A 23447-nucleotide genomic window follows, 5' to 3' on the forward strand; every position below is an offset into this window, starting at 1 on the left:
AACCCTGCCGACACCGGACCGAGACCGCGAAAAGAATCCCGCGTCGTCTGAAGGGCGACCGGTTCGGGCCGTCAGTTCGCCGCTCGGTTCGAGCCGTCAGTTACCACCGGGGCCGCCGGCGTGGTCCGGCGGACCGCCGTCGTCGCCTTCGTCGTCATCCGCTTCCTCTTCGTCGTCCTCCTCGTCCTCGTCGTCTTCCTCGGCCTCATTTTCCTCTGCGTCGTCTTCCTCGGCCTCATTTTCCTCTGCGTCGTCTTCCTCGGCCTCATTTTCCTCTGCGTCGTCTTCCTCGGCCTCATTTTCCTCTGCGTCGTCTTCCTCGGTCTCATTTTCCTCTGCGTCGTCTTCTTCGGTCTCGTCCTCGTCCGCGTCGTCTTCCTCAGTCTCGTCCGCGTCGTCGTCATCGTCGTCGCCGTTCCCGGCGTGGTCCGGCGGGCCGCCCTGACCGTTGCCGACGCCCTCGGGCGCGTTGCCGTTGCCGGGCGCGTCGGTCTCGTTGTCGGCCTCGTCGTCATCGTCGTCCGCCTCGTCGGGGCCGCCGGGGCCGCCGGCGTGGTCCGGCGCGTTACCGGGGTTGTTCTCCGTCACGAAGTCCGAGACGGCGCCGCCGATGCCGCCCTCCCGGTCTTCGAGCCCCTCGATGAACTCCCGGACGAGCTGGCCGAACGGCGTTCCCGCTTCGGACTCGTCGTCCTCCTCTTCGACGGTCAGATCGACCGTCCCGGAGACGCTCTCGTTCTCGTACTCGGCCGTGACGTTCACCGTCACGTCCTCCTCGGCGGCAGGGAGTCCGACGGTGCCGTTCTCGTCGGTCTCGTACTCGCCCGTCCCCGCGTACGAGGCGTTCTCGTCCGCGTCGTCTGCGAGCGCGACGACGACCGAAGCGTTCGCGACCGGCTCGTCGTCGTTCGTCACCGTGACGACGGGCTCGCCGTCGGTGTTGTCGACCTCCAGTTCGAGGCCGTCGGGCGCCTCGAGGTCGACCGTCGCCGAGGCGGTGTCGTTACCCGAGCCGGCCGTCACCTCGACGGTCACGTCCTCCTCGGCGGCGGGGAGTTCGACGGTGCCGTTCGCGTCCGTCTCGTACTCGCCCGCTCCCGCGTACGACTCGTTCTCCTCGTCGACCACCTCGACGAGGACCGTCGCGTTCTCGACCGCGGTGCCGTTCTCCGTCACCGTGGCCGTCGGTTCGCCGTCCGCGTCGTCGACCGCCACTTCGAGGTGGCCGTCGGCGGCCGCGACGCCGGTCATCGCGCCGAGCGCGACGACCGCGATCAGTAGGATGGCTGTCGTGCGTTCGCTCATGTCCACTCGGGTCCATCCCCTGTTCACACATAAAGAGCGAACTCCCTTAACGCGGTTTAATTCGGTTTGTATTCGGCTTAACGGCGCTGTACCGTTTGTTTCGGGTGATCGGGGAGTCGGGAGCCGGTTTCGGGCGCGATCGGACCGTTTCGGGCCCGGACGCGCGTCGGTCGCCGCTCGTGCGCGATACGATTACGCAGTCGCGTCCAGAGGGAGTGTCACGATAACCACGACCGAATCCCTAGCTGTTCTCTTATAAACAACGCATAATCGGTCGGCAGCGAAAACCTCCAAAGCCCCAGCCGTGAGGGCGGCGCACGCTCGTTGCGCTCCTCGCTCGTTCGCTCCGCTCACTCGCTGCGGTGCTTACGTCGCCTGCGCCGCCCTCACGGCTGCCCCTTTGAGCCCCACCCGACAGCATCGCACCCGCGCCTCACGCCTCCCCAGCCTCGTCGCTCACTTCGTTCGCGACTCCCTCGCGCGTGCTGTCTCGCGGCCGCCGTCGGCGGCCGCTCGAAGGCACGCGCCACCGTCTCCGTGTCGTTCTCGCGCGGGTGTTCGCCCGTTTCAGTTCCCCTCGACCCGGTCGACGAGGCCGTTCGCGGCGGCCGCGGCGCGCTCTTGTACCGCGTCGGCGTCCAGCGTCAGCACCTCGCGGTCGCGCATGAGGACCTCGCCGTCGCAGACCGTGTGGCGCACGTCGCTCCCGCGGGCCGCGTACGCGAGGTGCGAGACGGGGTCGTGGACCGGCGTCAGGTGCGGGGCGTCGAGGTCGACCACCGCGAGGTCGGCCGCGGCGCCCGCCTCGATCCGACCGCCCGGGAGGCCCAAGGCGTCCGCGCCGCCGGCCGTCGCCATCTCCACGACCGCCGCCGCGGGGACCGCGCTCGCGTCGTCCGCGGCCAGCTTCCCGAGCATCGCGGCGTCGCGCATCTCGTCGAACACGTCCAGGTCGTTGTTCGAGGCCGCCCCGTCCGTGCCGAGCGCGACCGTCACGCCCGCCTCGCGCAGGCGCCGGACCGGCGCCATCCCGCTCGCGAGCTTCATGTTCGAGGCCGGGCAGTGGACCACCGCGGTCCCCGCCTCGGCGAGCCGGTCGATCTCCGAGCCGTCGACGTGGACGCCGTGCGCGAAGAAGTCGTCCGGGCCGAGCGCGTCGAGGTCGTCGGCGTACGCGATCGGTCGCTGCCCGCGCTCGTCGACGATGGGGTCCACCTCGTCCGTCGTCTCGTTCGCGTGGAGGTGGACGGGGACCCCCGCCGCCCTGGCCTCGGCGACCCCCTCGCGGAGGAACTCCTCGCCGACCGTCGTCAGCGAGTGCGGCATGAACGCGGTGCGGATCCGCCCGTCCGCGGCGCCGTCGAGGTCACGGGCGACCGCGAGGCTCTCCGCGACGTCCGCGCGTGCGTCCGCGCCGTCTTTCCCAACGGTCACGACGCCGTGGCCGAGCCGCGCGCGCAGCCCCGCGCGGTCGACGACGTCGGCGACGCGGTCCATCGCGAAGTACATGTCCGCGAACGCGGTCGTGCCCGACCGGATCATCTCTAGGACGCCCAGCTCGGCGCCCGCCTCGATGTCGTCGGGCGTCAGTTCGGCCTCCGCCGGCCAGATGTCCTCGCGGAGCCACGGGTCGAGCGGCTTGTCGTCCGCGTACCCGCGGAGCAGCGTCATCGCGACGTGCGTGTGCGCGTTGACGAGCCCCGGCATCACCAGCGACCCCGACGCGTCGAGCGTCTCGGCGGCCGCCCCGCCGAGCGCCTCGTCCACCTCGTCCGGCGGCCCCACGGCCCGGACCGTTCCCTCGTCGCGGTCGACCGCGACGTCCGCCCGCTCGACTCGGCCGTCCGGCCGGAGCACTCGTCCGCCGGTGACGCGGAGGTAGTTCATGTCCGCCCGTTCCGCCCGCCGCACCAAACGCCTTCGGTTCGCCTCCCCGCCCGCCGACTCCCGCCCCCCGAGCGACACGCCTTTATCGGCCGATCGAAACGCACTCGTATGGCTCTGAACGGCCTCGTCTCGGCGCTCACCGCTGGCAAGCTGCGGGTCGCGCTCGTCGGACTGCTCGTCGTCGCCGCCGCCGTCGGCGGGGCGTTCGCGCTCGGCGTCCTCGGCGTCCCCAGCGTCGCCGCCGTGAACAACTCCTTCGGCGACGTGACGACCGAGACGACGGTCGTCGAGACCGACCTCGTCGTCTCGAACCCGAACCCGGTCGGCGTCGGCCTCGACGGCGTCTCGGTCAACTACACCGTCTCGATGAACGACGTCGAGATGGCGCGCGGCGGCCGCGAGGGGATCGGCGTCGCGTCCGGCAACTCCTCGATCGCCTTCGAGACGGCCCTCGCGAACGACGCGATCCCGCCGTGGTGGACCAGCCACGTCCGGAACGGCGAGCGGACGACGGTCGCGATCGACGCGACGGTCACCTCCGACCTCCTCGGCCGGAGCGCGGACCTCACCCGCACCCGCGAGATCGAGACTGACCTCATCGGCGCGTTCGCGTCCGAGGAGACGCGCCCGTTGAACGCCGACGCGCCGCTCGTGGACGACCCGGTCCTCTACGTCAACGAGACGCGCGGCCGCTGGGGAACGGTAAGCGAGGCCGAGACGCCGATCGAGATGGAGTTCGACGTCTACAACCCCAACCTCGAACCGTACGTCGTCACCGAGATCGGCTACGACGTGACGATGAACGGCGTCGCGATGGGCTCCGGGTCGACCGAGGAGGAGTACGTCATCCCCTCGCACGGCTCCGAGACGGTCGAACTCACGGCCGCGCTCCGCAACGAGCGCCTCGACGAGTGGTGGGTGACCCACCTCGACGAGTCCGTCAACGGCCACCAGGTGAGCGACCTCCGGATCGAGTTCTACGCGGTGGTCGAGCTCCCGACCGGCGAGGAGTTCACCGTCCCGCTGGACGCGCTGACGTACGAGGAGACGATCGAGACGGACATCTTCGACGAGGGGCTCCATCGCGGAGACGGAACGAGCGCCGACCGCTCGTCCGGTGACGACGGCTCCGACGACGGGGGAACCGCGACCGATGGCGACGAGACGGCGAGCGACGACGGGACGACCGATGACGGCGACAACACTACCGACGGGAGCGGAGACACGAGCGGCGACGACACGACCGACGGCGGTTCCGGCGACGGCACGAGCGGGGACAACACCAGCGACGACGGGTCCGGGGACGACGACGGCCTGCTCCCGCTGAGCGCCGACGGATAGCCGCGCGCCCGACCCGCGTCGGCCGCCGTCCGAACCTTCTTGCCCGCTCGCGGCCGCGTTCCGCCATGGCAACCGACGCCCAGCAGGCGTGTTTCGAGGCGGGGATCAAGTTCGGCTCGCTGTACCACCAGTTCGCCGGGACGCCCGTCAGCACGTCGAGCACGCGGAGCCTGGAGGCGGCGATGGCGGAGGCCATCGAGAACCAGCCGCACTGCGAGGCGGTCGACGTGACGGTCCACGACGACCGCGTCGCCGACGCCGTCGACCACGAGAACGGCTACACCGAACTCACCGGCTCGCTGATGGACGTGGAGATGCGGATCGAGTACGCGGGCGTCACCGTCCGCACCCGGATGGAAATGGAGGACGGCTACCCCCTGATGAAACTGGTCGACGTGGTCGACGGCGGCGAGTCGTCGGAGTCCGCGGACCCGAACGCTTAGTACCGCGACGCGCCTACCGCGACCCGAACGCCGCCGGCATCGCCGGGTTCCCGCCTTCAGAGACGCACATGGTCGACAGACGACACGACAGCCAGTCGGACCGGACCGGCTTCGACGAGACGAAGAACTACCTCTCCGAGGCCATCGGCCGCGTCGTGCCGCGGTCGGTGGCGCAGCGAGCGATCGAGGTGACGGTCAGCACCGACGCCGCCGAGTACGCGCCCGACGAGCCGGTCGCGATCACCGTCGCGATCCGCAACCGCCTCCCGGTCCCGGTCGAGGTCCCCACGTCGACCGGCCGCCTGTGGGGGTGGGCGGTCGACGGCGTCGTCGAGGCCACCGACGAGCGGCGCTACGTCCGCGGCGAGGGCTCGTCGCTGTCGCTCCGGGCCGGCGAGACGAAGCGCGCGACGGCCACGTGGAACGGCCGGTTCCGCCGCACCGACGACGACGGGCTCGACCGGTCCGTCCGGGCCGAGCGCGGGGACCACACGGTCTCCGTGTTCGTACCGGTCCCGGGCGCCGACGAGCGCCACGAGGACGCCACGCAGATCCGGATCCGATAGCCCGGCGACTCGCGCTCCCGAAAGAAGGTTCCCTCCCGGAGCGGCCGGCGAAGACCGCCGGCGCTCAGTCGTCCGCTTCGGGCGCTTCCGCGCCGCGGGGAGCCGCGGCGTCCGCCGCGGCCTCGTCCACGGCGCTCGCGAGCGCCTCGTCGCGACGCAGGTGACACGCCGCGTAGTGACGGCCGTCGGTGAGGTCGGACGGCACCTCGTAGGCCGGCGTCGTCGTCGCGCAGACGCTCCGGTCCGCGAACCGTTCGACGAGGAGCCGCTCGGCCTCGTCGAACTCGTCGCGCTCGATGTGCCCGAGCGCCTCGTCGAGCAGGGTGCCGGCCTCGCCGCTCGGTGCCGCGTCGGCGAAGTACCGCGACCGGAGCGCGTCGGGGTCGGTCTCCTCGAACTCCCGGCGGTCGACCGCCCGCTGGAACGCTATGACGTTCCGCCAGGCGTCGTCGCTCATGTCGTACTCGTCCGGCTGGATCACCTCCGGGCACCGCGTCCGGAACCGGCAGCCGGAGGGCGGGTCGATCGGCGACGGCACGTCGCCGGACAGCAGCGCCGTCCGCCCGCCGCTCCGGGGGTCCGGGACGGGGATGGCGTCCAGCAGCGCCCGGGTGTACGGGTGCTTCGGGTTCTCGAACAGCTCCTCTTTGTCGGCCAGCTCGACGATGTTTCCGAGGTACATCACCGCCACGCGGTCGGAAATGTGGCGGATGACGCTCAGGTCGTGCGCGATGAACAGGTACGTGAGGTCGAACTCCGCTTGGAGCTCCTCCATCGTGTTGAGCACCTGCGCCTGGATCGACACGTCGAGCGCCGACACTGGCTCGTCGCAGACGATGAAGTCCGGATTCACCGACAGCGCCCGCGCGAGGTTCACGCGCTGGCGCTGCCCGCCGGAGAACGCGTGCGGGTACCGGTTGTAGTGTTGCGGGTCGAGCCCGACCTTCTCTAACAGCTCCTTGGCGCGGGCCTCCCGCCCCTCCTCGTCGAGCATGTCGTGGGCCTTCATCGGCTCCTCGACGATGGGGCCGACCTTCATCCGGGGGTCGAGCGACGACTGCGGGTCCTGGAAGATCATCTGCATGTCCTTCCGCATCCGCCGCAGCGGCTCGCCGGACAGCTCGGCGAGGTCCTCGCCCTGGAAGTAGACGCTCCCGCTCGTCGGTTCGAGCAGCCGGAGGACGGTGCGCGCCAGCGTCGACTTCCCGCAGCCGGACTCGCCGACGAGCCCGAGGGTCTCCCCCTCCTTGATGTCGAAGCTCACGCCGTCGACGGCGCGCACGTCGGAGGTCGACCGCGAGACGTACGGGAACTCGTCGTCGAGCTCGACGCCGGCCAGCAGGCCGCTCTCGTTGTCGAAGTACTTGCAGAGGTCGCGGACCTGTAATAGCGCCTCGGGGTCGGACTCCGGCGGGCCGACTCGGCTCATTCCGCCTCACCCCCGGTCTCGGTGAGGCCGGCGGAGAACCCGCCGGTGGCCTCCGTCTCGATCGCCGGGCTCTCGTCGTAGCCGACCTCGAACGCGTCGTGTTTCACGCACGCCGCGGTGTGGGGCGGCTCGCCCGCCTCGCTCAGGTCCCGCGGCTCGGGGTGGACCTCGCGGCACACCTCCCTGGCCTCGGGACACCGCGAGTGGAACCGACAGCCCGAGGGCGGATCGATCGCCTCCGGCATCACCCCCTGGATCGGCCTGAGCTCGTCGACCGTCCGGTCGGGCCGCGGCATCGAGTTGAGCAGCGCCGAGGTGTACGGGTGTTTCGTGTCGTAGAACAGGTCGTCCACCTCCGCCTGCTCGATGATCTCGCCGAGGTACATCACGTTCACCCGGTCGCAGATCTCCGCGACGACGCTCATGTCGTGGGTGACCCAGATGAACGAGGTGTCGTACTTCTCCTGAAGCTCCTTGACCATCTCCAGGATCTCGCCTTCGACCGTCACGTCGAGCGCGGTCGTCGGCTCGTCGGCGATGATCAGGTCGGGCTGGCAGGCCAGCGCCATCGCGATCAGCACGCGCTGTCGCATCCCGCCGGAGAACTGGTGGGGGTACTCGTCGTACCGGGACTCCGGCGCCGGGATCCCCACCTCTCTGAGCATGTCGATCGCCTCCGCTTTCGCCTCCTGTGCCCCGAGGTCGCGGTTGATCTCGATGAACTCCCGGAGCTGTCCCCCGACGGTGAACACGGGGTTCAGCGACTCCATCGGGTCCTGGAAGATGATCGCGATCTCGCGGCCGCGGATCCGCTTCCGCATCTCCTCTTCGGTGAGCATCTCGTCGCGCGGGCGCAACTCGCCGCCGTCGCCCTCTTCGAGGCCGAAGATCGTCTCGCCTTTGAACTCGATCTCGCCGCCGACGATCTCGCCGGGGCTGTCCACGAGCCGGAGGATACTGGAGGTCGCGACTGACTTGCCCGCGCCCGACTCGCCGACGAGCCCGACGATCTCCCCCTCGTTGACGTCGAAGGAGATGCCGTCGACGGCGCGGACCGTCCCGTCTTCGGTGAAGAACTGTGTCTTGAGATCGCGTACGCTGAGTAGTGGTTCGCTCATATCAGTTGTTGATCCGCGGATCGAGGGCGTCCTGGAGGCCGTCGCCGAGAATGTTGAAGCCGATGACGGTGATCAGAATGGCGATGCCGGGGAAGATGCTGAACGTCGGCGCGGGGAGCATGTAGCCGCGCGAGGCGGACAGCATCTGCCCCCACGACGGCGTCGGCGGCTGCGCGCCGAAGCCGAGGAACGAGAGGCCGGCGACGATGAGGATGCTCACGCCGACCTGGAGCGTCGCCTGGACCAGCACCGGCGCGAAGCTGTTGGGGATGATGTGCCGGAAGATGATGTTCCGGTCTTTGACCCCCGCGGCCCGGGCGGCCTCGACGTAGTCCTCCTCGCGGATGGAGACGACGCGAGACCGGATGAGCCGGTTGAACACCGGGACCGCCGTGATCCCGACGCCGATCATCGCGAACGTGAGGTCCCGCCCGAACGCGGTCATGAACGCGATGACCAGCACGAGGAACGGGATCGCGTAGATGGTCTCGGTGACGCGCTGGAGCACGTCGTCGACCCAGCCGCCGTAGTAGCCGGAGACGGCGCCGATGACGGTGCCGCCGCCGAGGCCGATGGCGGTCGCGAGGAACCCGACCGTCATCGCGATCCGCGTCCCGTAGATGGTCCGGGAGAGCAGGTCGCGACCGCGGTGGTCGGTGCCGAGCGGGTGTTCGATAATCCCCTGCCCGAACTGGTTCTCCATACCGACCGGCGGGAGGAGCCGCTGGACGTTCTCCGGGTCGGCCTCGGGGTTGTACAGCACCGCCTCCGCGATCGCGTAATCGAGGACGTAGTAGTCGAACGCGGCGAAGATCGCGACGAAGGTCATGAACCCGACGATGTAGGTCCCGATCCGCGCCGTCGTGTCCTGTCTGACCTGCTTGAGCGTGTACCGCAGGCCGACGCGGGCCTCGACCTCCTCGGGCCCGCCGCTCTCGTCCCCGTCGTCCGGCGTGTCGTCGTCCGAAGTCGCGCTGTTAACAGACATTACTCGTCACCGTAAGTGACCCGCGGGTCGAGGTAGCTGTACGTGATGTCCGTGACGATCACGCCGATCACGTAGACGAACCCGAACACGAGCGTCGTCCCCATGATCAGCTGGTAGTCCTGGTTCTGGATCGCCGTGATGATCAGTCTCCCCATCCCCTGGATCCCGAAGACGGTCTCCGTGAGGACGGCGCCGCCGAGCGCGGTCGAGAGCCCGAGCCCGATGATGGTGATCACCGGCAGCTGCGCCACCTGGAACGCGTGCTTGCGGACGATCGTCGACTCGGGCACGCCGTACGCGCGGGCGAGCTTCACGTACTCGCCCTGGAGCGAGTCGACCATCGACGAACGCTCGATCCTGGTGATCTGCGCCATCTGAAGCGTTCCGAGCCCGATCATCGGCAGGAAGAGGTGATGCGCCGACTGGCGTATCACCTCCACCTGCGTCGCCGCCCCGCGGACGTTCGCCGGGCTCTCCCACGGGAGGACGAGCCCCCGCGCGGGGAACCACCCGAGGTGGAACGCGAAGACGATGATCAACACCAGCCCGATCCAGAACGACGGGGTCGAGACGCCGATCAGCGAGATGATGCGGGAGACGTGGTCGGCCGGCTCGTTCCGCCGCTTCGCCGAGATCACGCCGAGCGGGATGGCCGTGACGATGGCGAACGCGAACGCGGACAGCATGAGCAGCAGCGTGACCGGGAGCCGGAGGATGATCATCTCGAGGACGGGGCGGTCGTAGTAGATACTGAGGCCGAGATCGCCCGTCGCGACGCTGCTCAGGTACGCGAAGTACCGCACGTGTATCGGTCGGTCCAGGCCGTACCGGGCGCGGATCGCCTCGACCTGCTCCTGGGCCGGCGTCGGCCCGAGCATGATGTCGACCGGGTCGCCGGGGATCTGGTTTGCCAGGAAGAAGGTTATCGTCACGATACCTATCAGTACGGGTATCGCCTGTGCGAACCGCCGGAGTGTGTACCGAAGTAAACTCACTGTCGTGGATTCCTCGTTGCTTCGATTCGGTTTTTGCTGTCGCTTATCCGTTTCGCTCCCGCCGAGGCACCAATTCGGCGCCGCGAGCGGGCGGCCGGCCCCGTCGCCGACCGCCCCGAAGGGCCGCGTTTACGTCTCGATTCCGACCCGGGCGCGGACCGCCCGGGTCCGCTCCGCGGATCCGATCTCTCGGTCGGCGCGTCCGATTACCGGGTCACCGTGACGCCGCCCAGCTGGATCTCCGTCGAGATCGGGTGCGAGCTGAAGCCCTCCACGACGTTGCGCACGCCGTAGGAGTTGTTCAGGTTGTACGCCGGGAGGTGGACGCGCCCCTCGAGCAGCGAGGTCGTCGCCTCGATGTAGAGCTGCCGCCGCTCCTCGCGGTCCGCCGACTCGCGGGCCTGCGTCAGCTTCTGCGAGGCCTCCTCGTAGTCGTGGAACGTCCCGTTCGTCACGCCCTCCGTCTCCTGGCTCAGCAGGTTGTACGCGAACGTGTCCGGATCCGGCGAGCCGGACCAACCGAGGGTGTACATGTTGTAGTCGTCCTCGCTGCCGGTGACGTACGCGTCGAGGAAGGTGCCCCAGTCGAGGCGCTGGACTTCGACGTTCTGGAAGCCAGCGTTCTGGAGCCCGTCGCCGATCGAGATGCCGATCTGTTCGCGCTTGTCGTCCGGCGGCACGATGATCCGCCAGTTGTAGTCCATCGGGACGCCGGCCTCCTCGAACAGCGCCTGCGCCTCCTCGAGGTCCTGATCGTGCTGGATGTCGGACCACTCGTCGGTCGGGAAGTCCCACTCCTCGGAGATCGAGGACGGGAACGGGCTGGTCTGCCGGACGCCGGCCGGCTCGACGAAGTTCTCGACCGCCTGGTCCATCGAGACGCAGTAGTCGACCGCCTCGCGGACGAGCGGGTCGCTCGTCGGTCCCTCGCCGCAGTTGAACGCGAGGTAGAAGTACCCGATGCCCGGTTCCTCGGTCAGCGTCGCGCTCTGGTTCGCCTCGACCGTCTCGTACAGCTGCGGCGGGATCGACTCGATGATGTCGACGTTCCCGGTCTCCAGCTCGGTGACGCGCGTCGTCTGCTCGACGATCGGCTCGAACTCGACGGCGCCAATCTCCGGGAGGTTGTCGCTGTCCCAGTAGTCGTCCCACCGCTCAAGCGTCGCGTAGCTCTCCGGCTCCCACTCGCTGAGCTTGAACGGCCCGGAGGTGACCGGGTCCATGTTGTACGCCTCGGTGTCCTCCTGCCGCACGGAGGCGTTGACGACGTTCCGCGCCATGGCGATCGTGAACGCGCCGTACGGGTACTTGAGGTCGAACTGCGCGGTGGTCTCGTCGACGACCTCCCCGGTGTCGATCATGTCCACCTCGGAGGCATTCTCGGTCTGTTCCTCGACGGGCGCCATCATCGTGTGAACGACGTCCTCCGCGGTGACCGGGTCGCCGTTCTGGAACTGGGCGTCCTCGCGGATCGGGACGATGAACCGCGTACCGTCGCGCTCGACGGTGGGCATGTCCGCGGCGATCTTCGGCTCCAGGCTGACGCCGTCGCCGTACTCGTAGAGGCCGTCGAATATCCGCCCGGCGATCTGCGCGGACGGCACGTCGTTCATGACCACGGGGTCCATGTCGAGCGGGCCCTTCGCCTGCGCGAAGTACAGGGTCGGGGCGCTGCCGCCGTCGCCGTCGTCGGACCCGTCGCCGCCGTCGCCGCCGTCGGACCCGTCGCCGCCGTCGCCGCCGTCGGACCCGTCGCCGCCGTCCCCCCCGCCGGCACACCCGGCGAGCAGGAGCGAGGTGCCGGCCGCGCCGCCGGCGAGGACCTTTCGTCGCGAAATGCGTTGTGTGTGTTGTCGACGCATACAACCGTCCTCTTGTTTCACTCTAATAAGTATTTTGGGAGGCCCTGCCCATACGGTCATCTCCGGTTGATTTATCATCATTTTGTGCGTATTCTTTTCCACGAACGCCGTCCGAATCAGGAAGAAACGACTGCCGGGATCCGAAATACGCCGGTCGGTCCGCGGTCGGACGCGTCGGCCGGAGCGTTCGACCCTCGCGCGCGCCGCGCCGGGCGACCGCTCAGCGCCCGTCCGACGACGCCCCGTCGCTGTCGGTGTCCGTCACGGTCCCGACCCCCTTGCTCGACCCCTCGCGGAACACGAACCGCTGTCCCTCCTCGACCAGGTACGGGCGGAACTTGAAGCGGACGCGCGCCTCGCCCGTGTCGCCCGGGAGCAGTCGCCCCTGCTCCGGGAAGAACGCCGCCGCCTCGGAGAGGGTCTCGAGGTGGACCACGGGCTCGTACCCCTCCTGGATCCGGGTCGGGTGGTTGAGTACCATCACCTCGGCGTCGAACTCGCGGACCGGGTCCGGCTCCGCGTCGCGGGGGACCAGGGCCATCCCGCGCTCGATCTCGTCCTCGTCGACGCCCTTCAGCGCGATGCCCACGATCCGCCCGGCGGTCGCCTTGTCGACCCGGTGGTAGTGCATCTCGATCGACCGCGTCTCGACCTCGCGGAACGAGCCGTCGGGCATGGGGCCGAGCAGGAGCTCGTCGCCGGTCTCGACGGTCCCCGAGTTCACCGTGCCCGACGCCACCGCGCCCACGCCGGTCACCTTGTAGCTGCGGTCGACGTACATCCGGAACGTCTCGCGGTCGGGCGTCGCCCGCTTCGGGAGCCGCTCGAACAGCCGGTCGAGCGTCTCGATCCCGTCCTTCGTCACCGCGCTGGTCCGCAGCAGGGGGACGACGCCGTCGCCCACCTCCGCCACCGCGGTGTCGACCCCGTGGCGGCCGACGAGCAGCGGCGTCTGCCCGGCGTCGCGCAGCATCGACTCGACCTCGCGTTCCACCGCGGCGAGCCGCTCGTCGCTCACGGCGTCCGCCTTCGTGACCGCGACGACGGTCGGCAGCTCGGTGGCGAGGAGGATCCCGAGGTGCTCGCGGGTCGTCTTCGTCGGCCCGTCGTCGGCGGCGACGACCAAGAGTCCGTAGTCGAGCTTCTGTCCCACCAGCCCGCGGATCGTCGTCCGCAGCCACGGCTCGTGCCCGACGGTGTCGACGAAGGAGACGAGCCGGTCGGCCGCCTCGACGACGCCCGCGCGGTCGGCCTTCCGGTGCGGGTTGTCCATCCGCACCGGCTCGTCGGCGTCGTCGGCGAACCCGTACACGGCGTACGAGAGGTCAGCTGAGAGGCCCCGCTCGACCTCGTGGGGCTGGACGTCGAGGAAGCCACGCGTGCCGCCCTCGCCGTCGTCGGCGCGCCCGGTGACCAGCGTGCCGACCAGCGTCGACTTCCCGTGGTCGACGTGGCCCGCGGTGCCGACCACGAGGTGGTCCTCGTCGGCCTCGAACACGCCGCCGTCGCGGAGGGTCGCGAGGCCGACGAGCCCCGCCTCGTCGCCGTCGCCGCCGTCGCCGGCGCTCCACGTCTCGGCGTCGGCGATGTGGGCGTCCGCCTCGTCGGCCAGGAGGGAGAGCACGTCCATCGTCTCGGAGAAGGCCTCCGGGGAGATCCCGGCGAGCCCGCCGTCGTCGGTGACTCCGAGGACGTACGTCGCCTCGCCGTCGCCGGAGAGCACCCGGTGCCGGAGCTGCGCGACCAGCGACTCCATGCGCCCGTCCGCGAGGTGGACCTCCCGCGTCAGCCGCTCTTTGAACTCGATCGCGCCGCCATCCCGCTCGCCGCGCTCGATGGCCCGCCTGAGGGCGGACCGGTCAGCGCTCATGTCCGATCGTAGGCGAGGGCCGGGCTTAACGGTTTTCGTGGTACGTGCCCCCACGACACGTGATTGCTCGCTGCTCCTCCGGAGCGCTCCGGCGAGCTATTTAACCGACCGCCGCGGACAACGACTGTATGGACACCTCGGTCCCCAGCGTCGCCGAACGCCGCGTCCACGTGGTCCCGCTCGGCTACGAGCGCGACCGGATTGTCGAACCCCTCCGGCGCCACGGCGCCGACGTCGCCTACCTCCTCGTCGACGCCCCCGACCGCGACGGGGACCGCGGCGACGTGGACTTCGACGCGGCCGGCGCCGCCGACCCCGCGGACACGCGCGTCGACCCCGACGGGCTCACCGACTACCAGCGCGACGCGTGGACGGCCGTCGCCGAGTTCGCCGAGGTCAGGCCGATCCCCGTCGCACTCGCGGACGTGTACGACGTGCTCGGCGTGACGACGACGGTCGCCGCCCGCCACCGGGCCGGCGCCGAGGACGGCGACCGGCTCTTCGGGAACGTCTCGACCGGGCCGCGGATCGCCGCTGTCGGCGTCGCGCTGGCCTGTATGATCGTCGGCGCGCGCCCGTACAGCGTCGAGCCCGAGCGCCACCGGCACGACCGGCGCCAGGAGCCGCTCACCGAGGGCGTCGCCCGCACCGTCGACCTCCCGATCTACCCGATGGACGCGCCCACCACCGACCAGGTGGCCGTCCTCGGTCGGCTCCACGAGCGCGCGGAGGAGAGTCTGACCACCGACAAGTGGAACCTGATCGAGTGGGCGCGCGAGCGCGGCCTCACGTTCCTCCGCGAGGCCGGCGAGAGCCGGACGGCGAAGTACCGCGCGCTGGAGACGCACGTGCTCTCGCCGCTGCGCGAGCGCGGCTACGTCGAGTTGGAGGACATCGGTCGGTCCGACACCGTCCGGCTCACCGAGGTCGGTCGCCGCGTCTTCTTCGCGTTCAAACACAAGATCGACGGGTAGCGGGGCCGCGCTCGCTCGCTCGCCGAACGGTGGCTCCGACACGCACGGCGTGACCGGTCCGATTCAAACGTGTTGTTCGGTCCGTCCGTACTATCGACGGCTAACGTAGAATTGTGCCCCGCCCTTCGATACAGATGCGTGACGCCCGCCGGGCGGTCGGGGCGCCCTCCCTGCCCTCCACACCGCCTGTCCGCTATCAGCGGTCGGTCGCCGCCCCCAACCGGCGGCGGTCGGTCGCCGCCGGCTTCCGGCCGGCGACGGTCCCCGCTGACGCCGCCGCGGCCGTCCGACGGATCGTCACGAGGCGACGGCGCCGCCGTCGCCGTTCTCCGCCGCGTCCTCACTCCTCCGTTAGGTCGACGTACGTCCGCCGGACGGTCACCGGCGTCACGCCGGCGGCGTCGGCGGCCTCCTGCTGGGTACACTCGGCGTCGAGCTCGCGGGCCGCGGTGTAGAGGCAGGCGGCCGCGACGCCGACCGGGTTGCGGCCGTTCGCGATCCCCTCCTCGACGGCGCGCTCGGCCAGCTCGCCGGCGCGGCGCTCGACGGCCGGGTCGCAGCCGAGGTCGCTGGCGAACCGCGGGAGGTACTCCGCCGGGCCGCTCGGCGCGATGGGGAGGCCGAGCTCGCGGTTCATCGCGTCGAAGGCCGCCCGGTGCTCGTCCTCCGTCGCCTTCGCCTCGGCGCACACCTCGCCGACGGTGCGGGCCACGTCGGCGGTGCGGCAGGCGACGTAGACGCAGGCCGCGGCGAACCCTTCGAGCGAGCGCCCGCGGAGCAGGCTCTCCTCCTGCGCGGAGTCGAACAGCGCGCAGGCGCTGTCGCGGACGCTGTCGGGCAGCTCCAAGACGCCGGTGAGCCGACGGATCTCGGTGTAGGCGTACACCTTGTTGCGGTCGCGCTTCGTCGAGATCTGCGCGCGGTTGTGCTGAGTCCGCATCCGGGCGAGCCGCCGGCGTTTGCGCCCCTTCACCTTCGTCGACCGACCGATCTCCGTCGAGAGGCCGCGGTCGTGCCGCGACCGCGTCAGCGGCGCGCCGGTGCGCTTCGGGTCCGTGTCCTCGTCGTCGAACGACCGCCACTCGGGGCCGTGGTCGATCCGGTCCGCCTCGACGACCAGCCCGCAGTCGGCGCAGACGCGCTCCGCGTCCTCGACGCGCGTGCGGCCGTCGCACTCCGGACACGTCTCGCGGTCGCCGGTCTCGTTGGCCGTCCGACTCCCGTCGCCGGTCGGGCTCCGCTCCGCGACGGCGGCGCGGTCGGCGGTTGCCGCGCGGTCCGTCGTCGCGGCGTCGTCGGTCTCGGTCCGGGGCGAACGAACGCGGGTGGAGCGTGCGTCACTCATCACACGTCGAACTCCGGCCCGATGCCTTACTTAAACCCGGGCGAATCGGCGATCGATCGGCCGGATCGGCGCCGCCGAACCGACCGGTTATCGGTCGGTGATCGCGCGGCCGACGGCGCCGCAGTACGGTGGTTTTAACCCGCCGCCCGCGCCATCGCCTCGCATGACGCTGTCGGAGATCGCGGCGGGGGTCGAGGTCACCTCCCGCCAGCGCGATCGGGGCGTGGCCCTCGCGGACGACACGGAGACGCCGCTCGTCGACCGCCTGTCGGCCCACGCCGACGCGCTCCCGTGTACGCCCGAGGCGACCGCCACGCTCGTCGACGCCTACACCGCCGGCCGGAGCGTCGGCGACGCGGCCCGCGAGGCGGGCGTCTCCCCGATGACCGCCGCGAAGGCGCTCCACCGGTGCGGCGTCGCCGGCGTCTGCCCGCTCTCGCCGACCGGCCGCGACGTGGTCCGCGACTGGCTCGCCGGCCGGACCTCGCGCAGCGAGGCCGTCGAACTCGCCGGCGGCGACGAGGCGGACTTCGCGCTGGCGACGTACGTCGAGACCCACGACCCCGTCGAGCCCCTCGCGGAGGCGGTCGACGCGCAGGTCGCCGGGTCGGCGCCGCTCGGCGACGGCCTCGGCGCCGACGACCCACTCGGCGACGCGCTCGGCTCGACCGACGGGCTCCGCTGAACCGCGGCTCTTCCTCAACTCGTCTCAGGGCGTGAACCGCTCGACGAGCCCCGGCTCCGGGAACTCCACGCCGAGCGACGCGTCGAACGCCGCCTCGTAGGCGGTCGCGACCGCCCGCGCGTACGCGCCGTCCCCCGTCGCCGCCGTCGGTGCGGCCGCCACGTCCGGATCGGTCGCCGGCACGCGAACGACGCCGGACTCGCTCCCGTCGTCCTCGTCGTCTCCGGACCCCGCCCGTTCGACGGCGAGCGTCGCGTCGAGGCCCCCGCCAACGTCGGCGACGCGCCCGCGGAGCCGCTGGGCCGCGTCGCGCCCGTGGGCCGTCGCCGGCCTGACCGCGACCGCGCGGTCGGCGGTCGTCGCGGCCGCGACCGCCTCGTTCGACCCGACCGGCGCGGCGTCGACGACCACCGCGTCGTACGTCGCCGCCGCCTCGTCGATCCGGCGCTCCAGCTTCCGGGCCGCCTCCGCCGTCTTCGCCCGCGCGACCCGCTTGAAGGGGGCCCGCGCCGGCACCGCGTCGACGCGCCCGGGGAGGTCCGTCGCGTTCCCCCCGTCGTCGCCGGAGTCGCCGACCCCGGGACGCTCGGCGGCCGCACCGGCGCCGGCGATCGGGTACGCCGCCGCCGACAGCGCCGCGTCCGGGTCGTCGGTGAGGAGCGCGGTGAGGTCGGGGTCGATCCGCCCGGTCACGTACTCCGAGAGTCCCTGGGTCGTGAACGCGGCGTCGACGACCGCGACCTCGGCCCCGTCGCGCGCGCCCATCGCCGCCAGCTCGACAGCCGTCCGCGTCGTCCCCGCGCCGCCGGTCGCCCCGACCAGCGCGAGCGTCGTCGCGTTCATACGCCGCCCTCGCCGGAGGTCGCTTGTAAAAATCGCGAAGCCGGGCCGCGGTTCGCCGGACCGCGGCGCGGCTCGTCCCCTTACTCCGCCATCGCGGTCGCGACCTCGTCGGCGACGGCGTCGAGCTCGTCGTCCGAGAGGTCGGGGCGGGCGCCCGCCACCGCGTGGATCGCCGTGCCGCCGTCGCCCTCGAACCGCGGGACGATATGGACGTGGACGTGCGGGACCTCCTGGCCGGCCGCCTCGCCGTCGTTGACGCCGACGTTGGCGCCGTCCGCGTCGACCGCCGCCTCGATCCGGGGCGTGAGCGCCGCGACCGCGTCGAACAGGTCGCTCGCGAGGTCGGCGTCGAGGTCGCCGACGTGCCGGGCGTGCGACTTGGGGATCACCAGCGTGTGGCCGCGCGCGAGGGGGTTGGCGTCGAGGAACGCCAGCACGGCGTCGGTCTCGTGGACGGTCCGCGCCGGGATGTCGCCGGCGACGATCGAACAGAAGATACAGTCGTCGGACATGGCCGACCGATCGCTCGGCGCTCTCATCAAGGTTTCCCGCGGCGGCGGGCGTGGGGCGGTCCGCCCACTCCCCGCCGCCAACGGACCTATATCCGCCGCGCCGAAACGGGCGGTATGGACGACCGGCTCGAACGCGTCATCCGCCAGCAGCTCCGGAAGGCGGGCAAGCAGTTCGAGGAGGCCAGACGCGCCTACGCCGAGGGGCGCGACGACCCGGAGGGCAGCGCGGCCGCCGCGGCGCGGTTCGGCCTGCCGACGGACGACGCCGGGCGCGCCCGAATCGTCTGCCGCCGCCACGCCGAGCGCCGGACCGTGCCGGTCGACGACGAGGGGCGTCCCGCCTGCTTCGAGTCTGGACACCCCGACTGCGAGGGCTGCGCGGAGGACGTCCGCGACGGGTTCGTCGAGACGTGGTGAGCGCCGGGACCGGCGGGACGCCCGGGCGGTCGCGCCGCGTCCCGCCCGAAGGGGTTTGTTCCCCGGCGCCGTGGTGCGGCGCATGAACCGGGTCGGCGCGGTCGTCGCGCTCCTCGCCGTCGTCGGGGTCGGGCTCGCCCTCTCCGGGGCCTTCGCGGGCGTCGCCGATGAGCCGCGGGTGGACGATGTCGCAGACGACCGGCTCATCGAGGTCGACGGCGACTACCGGCTCTGGCCGTACACGAGCCGGAGCCGGACGGTCGAGGGGCGGACCCTCGCGATCAACGTCGTCTTCCACGCCGACGCCGAGGCGACCCGGGCCGCCATCGAGGGCGACCCGGGCACCGACTGGGAGGAGACGCCCCCGGACGAGGCCGCGGCGACCGCCGGCGACGACGACCAGCTCCGCGAGGTCGTCGGCCGCGACTGGCGGGACGCCCGCGGCTCGCTCCGCTACTCCTACGTCGAGGGCCCGGACGGCGGCGCGTGGCTCGCCGAGACGTTCGAGCTCCACGACGGGCGGTACCTCGGCGTCCGCGACCACCTCCGCGCGTACGAGTCGCCCGACGGCGCCTACACCGCGATCCAGGCCCACGAGGAGTACTACGACTGGCTCCGGCTCCGCCACACGGTCCCCGACATCGACGCGCCCGCGACGCGGCTGGAGGACGACTTCGTCGAGTCGGGCCGCGCGACTGACGTGCGCCGCGAGTACCGCGGCATCGACGGCGGGCGCAGCGACGGCTGGCTCTCCGTGATCGAGCTGGCGGCGACCGCGGCCCTCGCCGGGGCGCTGCTCCGCCGGCGCACCCGCGAGGCGGCCGTCGACCTCCTCGGCCGGCTGCGGACCGACGCGCGGCGACACGCCGCGGCCGCGACACTCGGGGTCGCGCTCGGTGCCGTCCTCGTCGGCGTCCGCGTCGCGGGCGTGGCGCTGGAGACGACGTTCCCGGCCGTGTCGCCGAAGGCCATCGCGGCCCCGCTGTACCTCGTCCTCGCGGCCGGGCTGCCCGCCCTGGTCGCCCGGCGCGCGCCGCGGTCCGACCCGGCGGCCGCCGCCGCGGCCGTCGTCGTCGGCCTCGGCGCCGGCTTCCTCGCCGACTTCGCGGCGCTCGGGGTGACCGTTCCCCCCGACCTCATCGTCCACCGGGTGGCGCTGCTGGCCGCGCTCGCCGTGGTCGCGATCGGGCGGGCGACGGCCGACCGACCCGTCGCCGTCGCCGGGCTGTCGGCGTGGGCCGTCGGCCTGGCGCTCCCGCTGGCGGACCTGATCTGAGGGCGTCACGGACGATCGCGGCGCCCAGCGCCCTCGACGCGACCTCTCGGCGCGCCGACAGCACAGAAGAGATATATCCGGTGGCGGAAAACAGGGGGAGACGAACCGATGGCGCGACCGATCAGCCGACGAGCCGCGCTCACCGGACTCGGCCTCGCGGCCGCCAGCGCCGGCTGTCTCGGTCGCACGGAGAACATCGCCGGACGGGACCCCCACTCGCAGCTGACCCTGGAGATCAACACCACGCCCGCGGACGCGGACCCGAACGGCATCCGCATCGCGAGGCAGCTCGAGGAGCACCTGACCGCCGTCGGCGTCGACGTCCGACTCAACACCGTCGGACAGACCGACCTCTGGCGGAAGGTGCTGATAAACCAGAACTTCGACGTCTACGTCGGGCAGTTCGTGGAGACGGACCCCTTCGACCCGGACGCGCTGTACGGGCTGACCCACTCGCGGTTCGTCGCGGAGCCGGGGTGGCAGAACCCGTTCGGGCTCACGGAGATCGCGGTCGACGACCTGCTGGAGCGACAGCGCCGAGCGACCGCCGACGAACGGAGCGACGCCGTCGCCGCGCTCCAGGAGACGGTGTGCGACCTCCAGCCCTTCTCCGTCGTCGCGTTCCCCGACGCCCTCACCGCAGTCCAAGGGGACCGCTTCGAGGGCTGGACGGAGGACCGCCAGCCGGTGTCGGTCTCCGGACTGCTCGGCCTGGACCCCGCGCCCCCGGAGGACGGATCGGCCGGCGACGGCGACGCGACCGGCGGCAACGCGACGGCCGCGGACGCCGACGACGAGTCCGAGCGCGTGCTCCGGCTCGTGACGACCGACGACCGGATCACGCAGAACTGGAACCCGATCGCGGCCGAGTTCCGGCGGCACGGCACGTTCACCGGGCTGCTGTACGACCCGCTCGTCCGCGCGGACGGGGAGTCGATCCTCCCGTGGCTGGCGGCCGACTGGGAGCGGGTCGACGCGACCGCCGTCGACGTCACGCTCCGCGACGCCCGGTGGCACGACGGCGAGCCCGTGACGGCGGACGACGTCGCGTTCACCTACCGGTTCCTCCGCGACACCTCGCTGGGGAGCGTCGAGACCTCGGTGCCGACGCCGCGGTTCCGCGGGCGGAGCTCCCTCGTCGAGGACGAGCGCGCCCTCGACGACGCGACCGTCCGGCTCACGCTGCCCGAAGTCAACGACCGGGTCGCCGCCCGGGCGCTTCAGGTGCCGGTCCTCCCGGAACACGTCTGGGCCGACCGGACCGAGGCGGCGACGATCGCCGGCTTCGAGTTCGACTTCGAGACGACGGAGGCGGTGGTCTCGAACAACCCCGACCCGGTCGGGAGCGGCCCGCTCCGCTTCGTCGAGGCGACCGCGGAGGAGTCGGTCGTCTTCGAACGGAACCCCGACCACTTCCTCGTCCGCCCGGCGCCGGACGCCGACGACGAGACGGCGGCCCCCCGCGCGGGGATCCCGTCGCGGTACCACGGGAAGCCGGCCTTCGACCGGCTCCGCGTCGAGGTGCTCCCGTCGGACATCTCGGCCGTGGAGGCGGTCGCCGAGGGGCTCGCGGACGCGACCGCCGCGAACCTCGGCCCGGCGTCCGTCCCGCGGATCGGCCGCTCGGACGCCGCCAGGCTCGTGAGCGGCCGGTCGGCGGCGTTCTACCACGTCGGCTACAACGCGCGGCGGAGCCCGCTGTCGAACCCCCGATTCCGGGCGGTCGTCGCCCGGCTGATCGACAAGGCCGCGCTCGTCGACGGGGCGTTCGACGGGTACGCGAAGGCGGCCGCGTCGCCGCTGGCGGCGTCGCCCGACGCGGTGCCGCAGTCGCTCGCGTGGACCGACGGGACCGACCCCGTCCACCCGTTCTTCGACGACGACGGGTCGCTGGACGTCGCGGCCGCCCGCGAGGCGTTCCGCGAGATCGGGTATCGCTTCGACGACGAGGGGCGGCTGCTCTCGCGGGGCCAATGACGCCGTTCCTCTCGGTCGTCGCGTCGGTCGTCGCGTGGGTCGGGGCGATGCTCGCCGCCGCGTCGCTCGCGGTGGTCGGTCCCGCCCGGCTCCGGGCGGCGTGGCGCGGGCTCCGCGACCGGATCTGGGACGCCCGTCGGGCGATCGCGCTCGTCTGCGTGGTGCTGCTCGCCAGCGCCGTCGGCCGGGGCTCGCTCCAGACCGTCTCCAGGCTGTTCGGCGTTCAGGCGACGGCGCTCATCTACGCGCTGGAGGGCGGGTTCGTCGCGTGGGTCCAGGCGACGTTCGCGACCCCCGCGCTGACCGCGTACTTCTCGTGGGTGTACGTGTACGGCTACGCCTTCCTCCTCTCGTTCCCGGTGATCGCGTACCTCGCGCTCCCGCGGACGACGGCGCTCAGGCGGCTCCTCGTCGCCTACGCGCTCAACTACGGGATCGGGTTGGCGCTGTACACCCTCGTGTTCGCCTACGGTCCGCGGAACGTGATACCCGACATGGTGACGCCGCTCCTGTTCACCAACCAGCCCGACGTGATGCGCCTCGCGAGCGAGGTGAACGTGAACACGAACGTCTTCCCGTCGCTCCACACGTCGCTGGCGGTCACCGTGGGGACGTTCGCGGTCCTGACCCGCGAGGCGTTCCCGCGGTGGACGCCGCTGGCCGTCCCGCTCTCGCTGTCGGTCGTCGTCGCGACCATGTACCTCGGGATCCACTGGCTCACCGACGTCGTCGCCGGGTTCGCGCTCGCGTTCGGCTGCGTCGCGCTCGCGTTCCGCCTCGTGGACCCGCGGAGCGACCCCGTCGAGTCGCGGAGCGACGCGAGCGAGGACCGGTCCGAGGCCGGCGCGGGCGACTGACCGCCCGTTCCGGCGTCCCGTCGGCGCGGCGATCTCGTCCCGATCAGACGCCCTCGACGAGCCGTTCGAGCTGTTCGGGCGGGACCGCGCCCCGGGCGGCGTGGCCGTCGTACGCGAACGTCGGGACGCCGGAGACCCCCCGGCGCCGCGCGGCGTCGAACATGTCGGTCACGCGCTCGCGGAGGTCGTCGTCGCCGAGCGCCTCGTCGACGACGCCCGCGCCGAGCCCCTCGACCTCCGCCGCGATGTCGGCCAGCACGTCGCGGTCGCCGATGTCCCGGCCCTCAAGCCACAGCGCGTCGAAGACGGCCTCGTCGAACGCGAGCCACGCGTCCGGCGCGGTCTCGCGCACGCGGACCGAGACGACCTGCGCGGGCAGCGAGTCGACCTCGGTCGCGAGTTCGAGCTCCATCTCGTCGGCGCCGTACTCCGCTTGGAGGCGCCGGACGTTCTCGCGGGCCTGCTCGTAGTACTCGTCGCCTTTCCCGGTGTCGGCGTCGTGGTCGATCTCGCCGTCCGGCCCGCGCTGTCCCGCGCGGAGGTCGAACGGGTGCCAGTCGATCCCGAGCGGCTCCTCGCGCGTCTCCTGATACCGCGAGAGCGACCGCCGACCGAGGTAGCAGAACGGACAGACGTAGTCGGAGTAGACGGTGATCGCCTCGCGCTCGTCGGCGCCGGCCGCGGCGTCGGAGTCGGTTGCCATGCCCGCCGGTACGCCGCGGAGCCGAAAAGGCCGTTCGGCGACGGCAGGCGCCGA

At 71.7% G+C, this 23447-nt stretch carries 21 protein-coding genes; 9 read left to right on the forward strand and 12 right to left on the reverse strand.

The window, feature by feature from the left end:
- Positions 1-96: 96 nt before the first annotated feature.
- Together EXE50_RS15330 and EXE50_RS15335 are read right to left on the reverse strand one after the other, a co-directional pair.
- On the reverse strand, positions 97-1305 hold the full coding sequence (locus EXE50_RS15330; protein WP_137705476.1) for a hypothetical protein: 1209 nt from the start codon (positions 1303-1305) through the stop codon (positions 97-99).
- A 567-nt stretch (positions 1306-1872) separates the two neighbouring features.
- The gene (locus tag EXE50_RS15335) at positions 1873-3192 is read right to left on the reverse strand and encodes an amidohydrolase (protein WP_121601007.1); all 1320 of its coding nucleotides are present in this window, start codon (positions 3190-3192) and stop codon (positions 1873-1875) included.
- Positions 3193-3300: 108 nt separating this feature from the next.
- Between EXE50_RS15335 and EXE50_RS15340 the strand changes: the two genes are divergently transcribed.
- From EXE50_RS15340 to EXE50_RS15350, 3 genes are all read left to right on the forward strand, one after another.
- The gene (locus tag EXE50_RS15340; RefSeq protein ID WP_137705477.1) at positions 3301-4533 is read left to right on the forward strand and encodes an LEA type 2 family protein; all 1233 of its coding nucleotides are present in this window, start codon (positions 3301-3303) and stop codon (positions 4531-4533) included.
- Between the two features lie 65 nt (positions 4534-4598).
- The gene (locus tag EXE50_RS15345; RefSeq protein WP_137705478.1) at positions 4599-4976 is read left to right on the forward strand and encodes a dihydroneopterin aldolase family protein; all 378 of its coding nucleotides are present in this window, start codon (positions 4599-4601) and stop codon (positions 4974-4976) included.
- Between the two features lie 68 nt (positions 4977-5044).
- Complete coding sequence (locus EXE50_RS15350) at positions 5045-5542, forward strand: hypothetical protein (RefSeq protein ID WP_137705479.1); 498 nt, start codon at positions 5045-5047, stop codon at positions 5540-5542.
- A gap of 64 nt (positions 5543-5606) precedes the next feature.
- Here EXE50_RS15350 and EXE50_RS15355 read toward each other — a convergent pair whose 3' ends face one another.
- The 6 genes from EXE50_RS15355 to EXE50_RS15380 form a co-directional block, all read right to left on the reverse strand.
- Entirely contained in the window at positions 5607-6971 is a 1365-nt protein-coding gene (locus tag EXE50_RS15355; protein WP_137705480.1) for an ABC transporter ATP-binding protein, read from the reverse strand.
- Entirely contained in the window at positions 6968-8089 is a 1122-nt protein-coding gene (locus EXE50_RS15360; RefSeq protein ID WP_137705481.1) for an ABC transporter ATP-binding protein, read from the reverse strand. The genes EXE50_RS15355 and EXE50_RS15360 overlap by 4 nt, the downstream gene beginning before the upstream one ends.
- A 1-nt stretch (position 8090) precedes the next feature.
- Positions 8091-9077: an ABC transporter permease gene (locus EXE50_RS15365; RefSeq protein WP_137705482.1), complete on the reverse strand. Its 987-nt coding sequence runs from the start codon at positions 9075-9077 to the stop codon at positions 8091-8093.
- Positions 9077-10072 carry an ABC transporter permease gene (locus EXE50_RS15370; protein WP_255410388.1) on the reverse strand — a complete coding sequence of 332 codons (996 nt, stop codon included), beginning with the start codon at positions 10070-10072 and terminating at the stop codon, positions 9077-9079. Before EXE50_RS15370 ends, EXE50_RS15365 begins: the two co-directional genes overlap by 1 nt.
- A gap of 206 nt (positions 10073-10278) precedes the next feature.
- A complete protein-coding gene (locus tag EXE50_RS15375; RefSeq protein WP_137705483.1) occupies positions 10279-11934 on the reverse strand; it encodes an ABC transporter substrate-binding protein in 1656 nt (551 codons plus the stop codon).
- Positions 11935-12154: 220 nt separating this feature from the next.
- On the reverse strand, positions 12155-13804 hold the full coding sequence (locus EXE50_RS15380; RefSeq protein WP_137705484.1) for a GTPBP1 family GTP-binding protein: 1650 nt from the start codon (positions 13802-13804) through the stop codon (positions 12155-12157).
- Between the two features lie 128 nt (positions 13805-13932).
- Between EXE50_RS15380 and EXE50_RS15385 the strand changes: the two genes are divergently transcribed.
- Positions 13933-14778, forward strand: coding sequence for a DUF6293 family protein (locus EXE50_RS15385; protein ID WP_053770201.1), 846 nt, complete (start codon positions 13933-13935; stop codon positions 14776-14778).
- Between the two features lie 340 nt (positions 14779-15118).
- Here the strand turns inward: EXE50_RS15385 and EXE50_RS15390 are convergent, their stop codons facing one another.
- Positions 15119-16123 (reverse strand): transcription initiation factor IIB family protein, encoded by a 1005-nt coding sequence (locus tag EXE50_RS15390; RefSeq protein ID WP_137705485.1) that lies wholly within the window; start codon positions 16121-16123, stop codon positions 15119-15121.
- Between the two features lie 163 nt (positions 16124-16286).
- Between EXE50_RS15390 and EXE50_RS15395 the strand changes: the two genes are divergently transcribed.
- Positions 16287-16808 (forward strand): hypothetical protein, encoded by a 522-nt coding sequence (locus EXE50_RS15395; protein WP_121600400.1) that lies wholly within the window; start codon positions 16287-16289, stop codon positions 16806-16808.
- Positions 16809-16832: 24 nt separating this feature from the next.
- On the opposite strand, the gene EXE50_RS15400 is transcribed toward EXE50_RS15395, so the two are convergent.
- Positions 16833-17651 carry a CpsD/CapB family tyrosine-protein kinase gene (locus tag EXE50_RS15400; protein ID WP_137705486.1) on the reverse strand — a complete coding sequence of 273 codons (819 nt, stop codon included), beginning with the start codon at positions 17649-17651 and terminating at the stop codon, positions 16833-16835.
- Positions 17652-17731: 80 nt separating this feature from the next.
- On the reverse strand, positions 17732-18163 hold the full coding sequence (locus tag EXE50_RS15405) for an HIT family protein (protein WP_121600398.1): 432 nt from the start codon (positions 18161-18163) through the stop codon (positions 17732-17734).
- A 114-nt stretch (positions 18164-18277) separates the two neighbouring features.
- Between EXE50_RS15405 and EXE50_RS15410 the strand changes: the two genes are divergently transcribed.
- The 4 genes from EXE50_RS15410 to EXE50_RS15425 all read left to right on the forward strand — a co-directional run bounded on the left by EXE50_RS15410 (position 18278) and on the right by EXE50_RS15425 (position 22690).
- Positions 18278-18580: a hypothetical protein gene (locus EXE50_RS15410; protein WP_053770196.1), complete on the forward strand. Its 303-nt coding sequence runs from the start codon at positions 18278-18280 to the stop codon at positions 18578-18580.
- 82 nt (positions 18581-18662) lie between these two features.
- Positions 18663-19856 carry a hypothetical protein gene (locus EXE50_RS15415; RefSeq protein ID WP_137705487.1) on the forward strand — a complete coding sequence of 398 codons (1194 nt, stop codon included), beginning with the start codon at positions 18663-18665 and terminating at the stop codon, positions 19854-19856.
- A 108-nt stretch (positions 19857-19964) separates the two neighbouring features.
- Positions 19965-21833 (forward strand): ABC transporter substrate-binding protein, encoded by a 1869-nt coding sequence (locus EXE50_RS15420; RefSeq protein ID WP_121600396.1) that lies wholly within the window; start codon positions 19965-19967, stop codon positions 21831-21833.
- Positions 21830-22690, forward strand: coding sequence for a phosphatase PAP2 family protein (locus EXE50_RS15425; protein WP_121600395.1), 861 nt, complete (start codon positions 21830-21832; stop codon positions 22688-22690). The genes EXE50_RS15420 and EXE50_RS15425 overlap by 4 nt, the downstream gene beginning before the upstream one ends.
- Positions 22691-22733: 43 nt before the next feature.
- Here the strand turns inward: EXE50_RS15425 and EXE50_RS15430 are convergent, their stop codons facing one another.
- Positions 22734-23393 (reverse strand): DsbA family protein, encoded by a 660-nt coding sequence (locus EXE50_RS15430; RefSeq protein ID WP_053770192.1) that lies wholly within the window; start codon positions 23391-23393, stop codon positions 22734-22736.
- Between the last annotated feature and the right edge of the window lie 54 nt (positions 23394-23447).

The sequence above is a fragment of the Halorubrum sp. ARQ200 genome (assembly GCF_005435115.1).
GTDB classification, from domain to species: Archaea; Halobacteriota; Halobacteria; order Halobacteriales; family Haloferacaceae; genus Halorubrum; species Halorubrum tropicale.

What these genes read in the sequence shown, in the direction of transcription:
- EXE50_RS15395 (WP_121600400.1), top strand. Translation starts at nt 16,287, where the DNA reads ATGACGCTGTCGGAGATCGCGGCGGGGGTCGAGGTCACCTCCCGCCAG.
- EXE50_RS15375 (WP_137705483.1), bottom strand. Translation starts at nt 11,934, where the DNA reads ATGCGTCGACAACACACACAACGCATTTCGCGACGAAAGGTCCTCGCC.
- EXE50_RS15345 (WP_137705478.1), top strand. Translation starts at nt 4,599, where the DNA reads ATGGCAACCGACGCCCAGCAGGCGTGTTTCGAGGCGGGGATCAAGTTC.
- EXE50_RS15380 (WP_137705484.1), bottom strand. Translation starts at nt 13,804, where the DNA reads ATGAGCGCTGACCGGTCCGCCCTCAGGCGGGCCATCGAGCGCGGCGAG.
- EXE50_RS15360 (WP_137705481.1), bottom strand. Translation starts at nt 8,089, where the DNA reads ATGAGCGAACCACTACTCAGCGTACGCGATCTCAAGACACAGTTCTTC.
- EXE50_RS15425 (WP_121600395.1), top strand. Translation starts at nt 21,830, where the DNA reads ATGACGCCGTTCCTCTCGGTCGTCGCGTCGGTCGTCGCGTGGGTCGGG.
- EXE50_RS15365 (WP_137705482.1), bottom strand. Translation starts at nt 9,077, where the DNA reads ATGTCTGTTAACAGCGCGACTTCGGACGACGACACGCCGGACGACGGG.
- EXE50_RS15420 (WP_121600396.1), top strand. Translation starts at nt 19,965, where the DNA reads ATGGCGCGACCGATCAGCCGACGAGCCGCGCTCACCGGACTCGGCCTC.
- EXE50_RS15415 (WP_137705487.1), top strand. Translation starts at nt 18,663, where the DNA reads ATGAACCGGGTCGGCGCGGTCGTCGCGCTCCTCGCCGTCGTCGGGGTC.
- EXE50_RS15405 (WP_121600398.1), bottom strand. Translation starts at nt 18,163, where the DNA reads ATGTCCGACGACTGTATCTTCTGTTCGATCGTCGCCGGCGACATCCCG.
- EXE50_RS15400 (WP_137705486.1), bottom strand. Translation starts at nt 17,651, where the DNA reads ATGAACGCGACGACGCTCGCGCTGGTCGGGGCGACCGGCGGCGCGGGG.
- EXE50_RS15330 (WP_137705476.1), bottom strand. Translation starts at nt 1,305, where the DNA reads ATGAGCGAACGCACGACAGCCATCCTACTGATCGCGGTCGTCGCGCTC.
- EXE50_RS15390 (WP_137705485.1), bottom strand. Translation starts at nt 16,123, where the DNA reads ATGAGTGACGCACGCTCCACCCGCGTTCGTTCGCCCCGGACCGAGACC.
- EXE50_RS15340 (WP_137705477.1), top strand. Translation starts at nt 3,301, where the DNA reads ATGGCTCTGAACGGCCTCGTCTCGGCGCTCACCGCTGGCAAGCTGCGG.
- EXE50_RS15385 (WP_053770201.1), top strand. Translation starts at nt 13,933, where the DNA reads ATGGACACCTCGGTCCCCAGCGTCGCCGAACGCCGCGTCCACGTGGTC.
- EXE50_RS15350 (WP_137705479.1), top strand. Translation starts at nt 5,045, where the DNA reads ATGGTCGACAGACGACACGACAGCCAGTCGGACCGGACCGGCTTCGAC.
- EXE50_RS15410 (WP_053770196.1), top strand. Translation starts at nt 18,278, where the DNA reads ATGGACGACCGGCTCGAACGCGTCATCCGCCAGCAGCTCCGGAAGGCG.
- EXE50_RS15335 (WP_121601007.1), bottom strand. Translation starts at nt 3,192, where the DNA reads ATGAACTACCTCCGCGTCACCGGCGGACGAGTGCTCCGGCCGGACGGC.
- EXE50_RS15355 (WP_137705480.1), bottom strand. Translation starts at nt 6,971, where the DNA reads ATGAGCCGAGTCGGCCCGCCGGAGTCCGACCCCGAGGCGCTATTACAG.
- EXE50_RS15430 (WP_053770192.1), bottom strand. Translation starts at nt 23,393, where the DNA reads ATGGCAACCGACTCCGACGCCGCGGCCGGCGCCGACGAGCGCGAGGCG.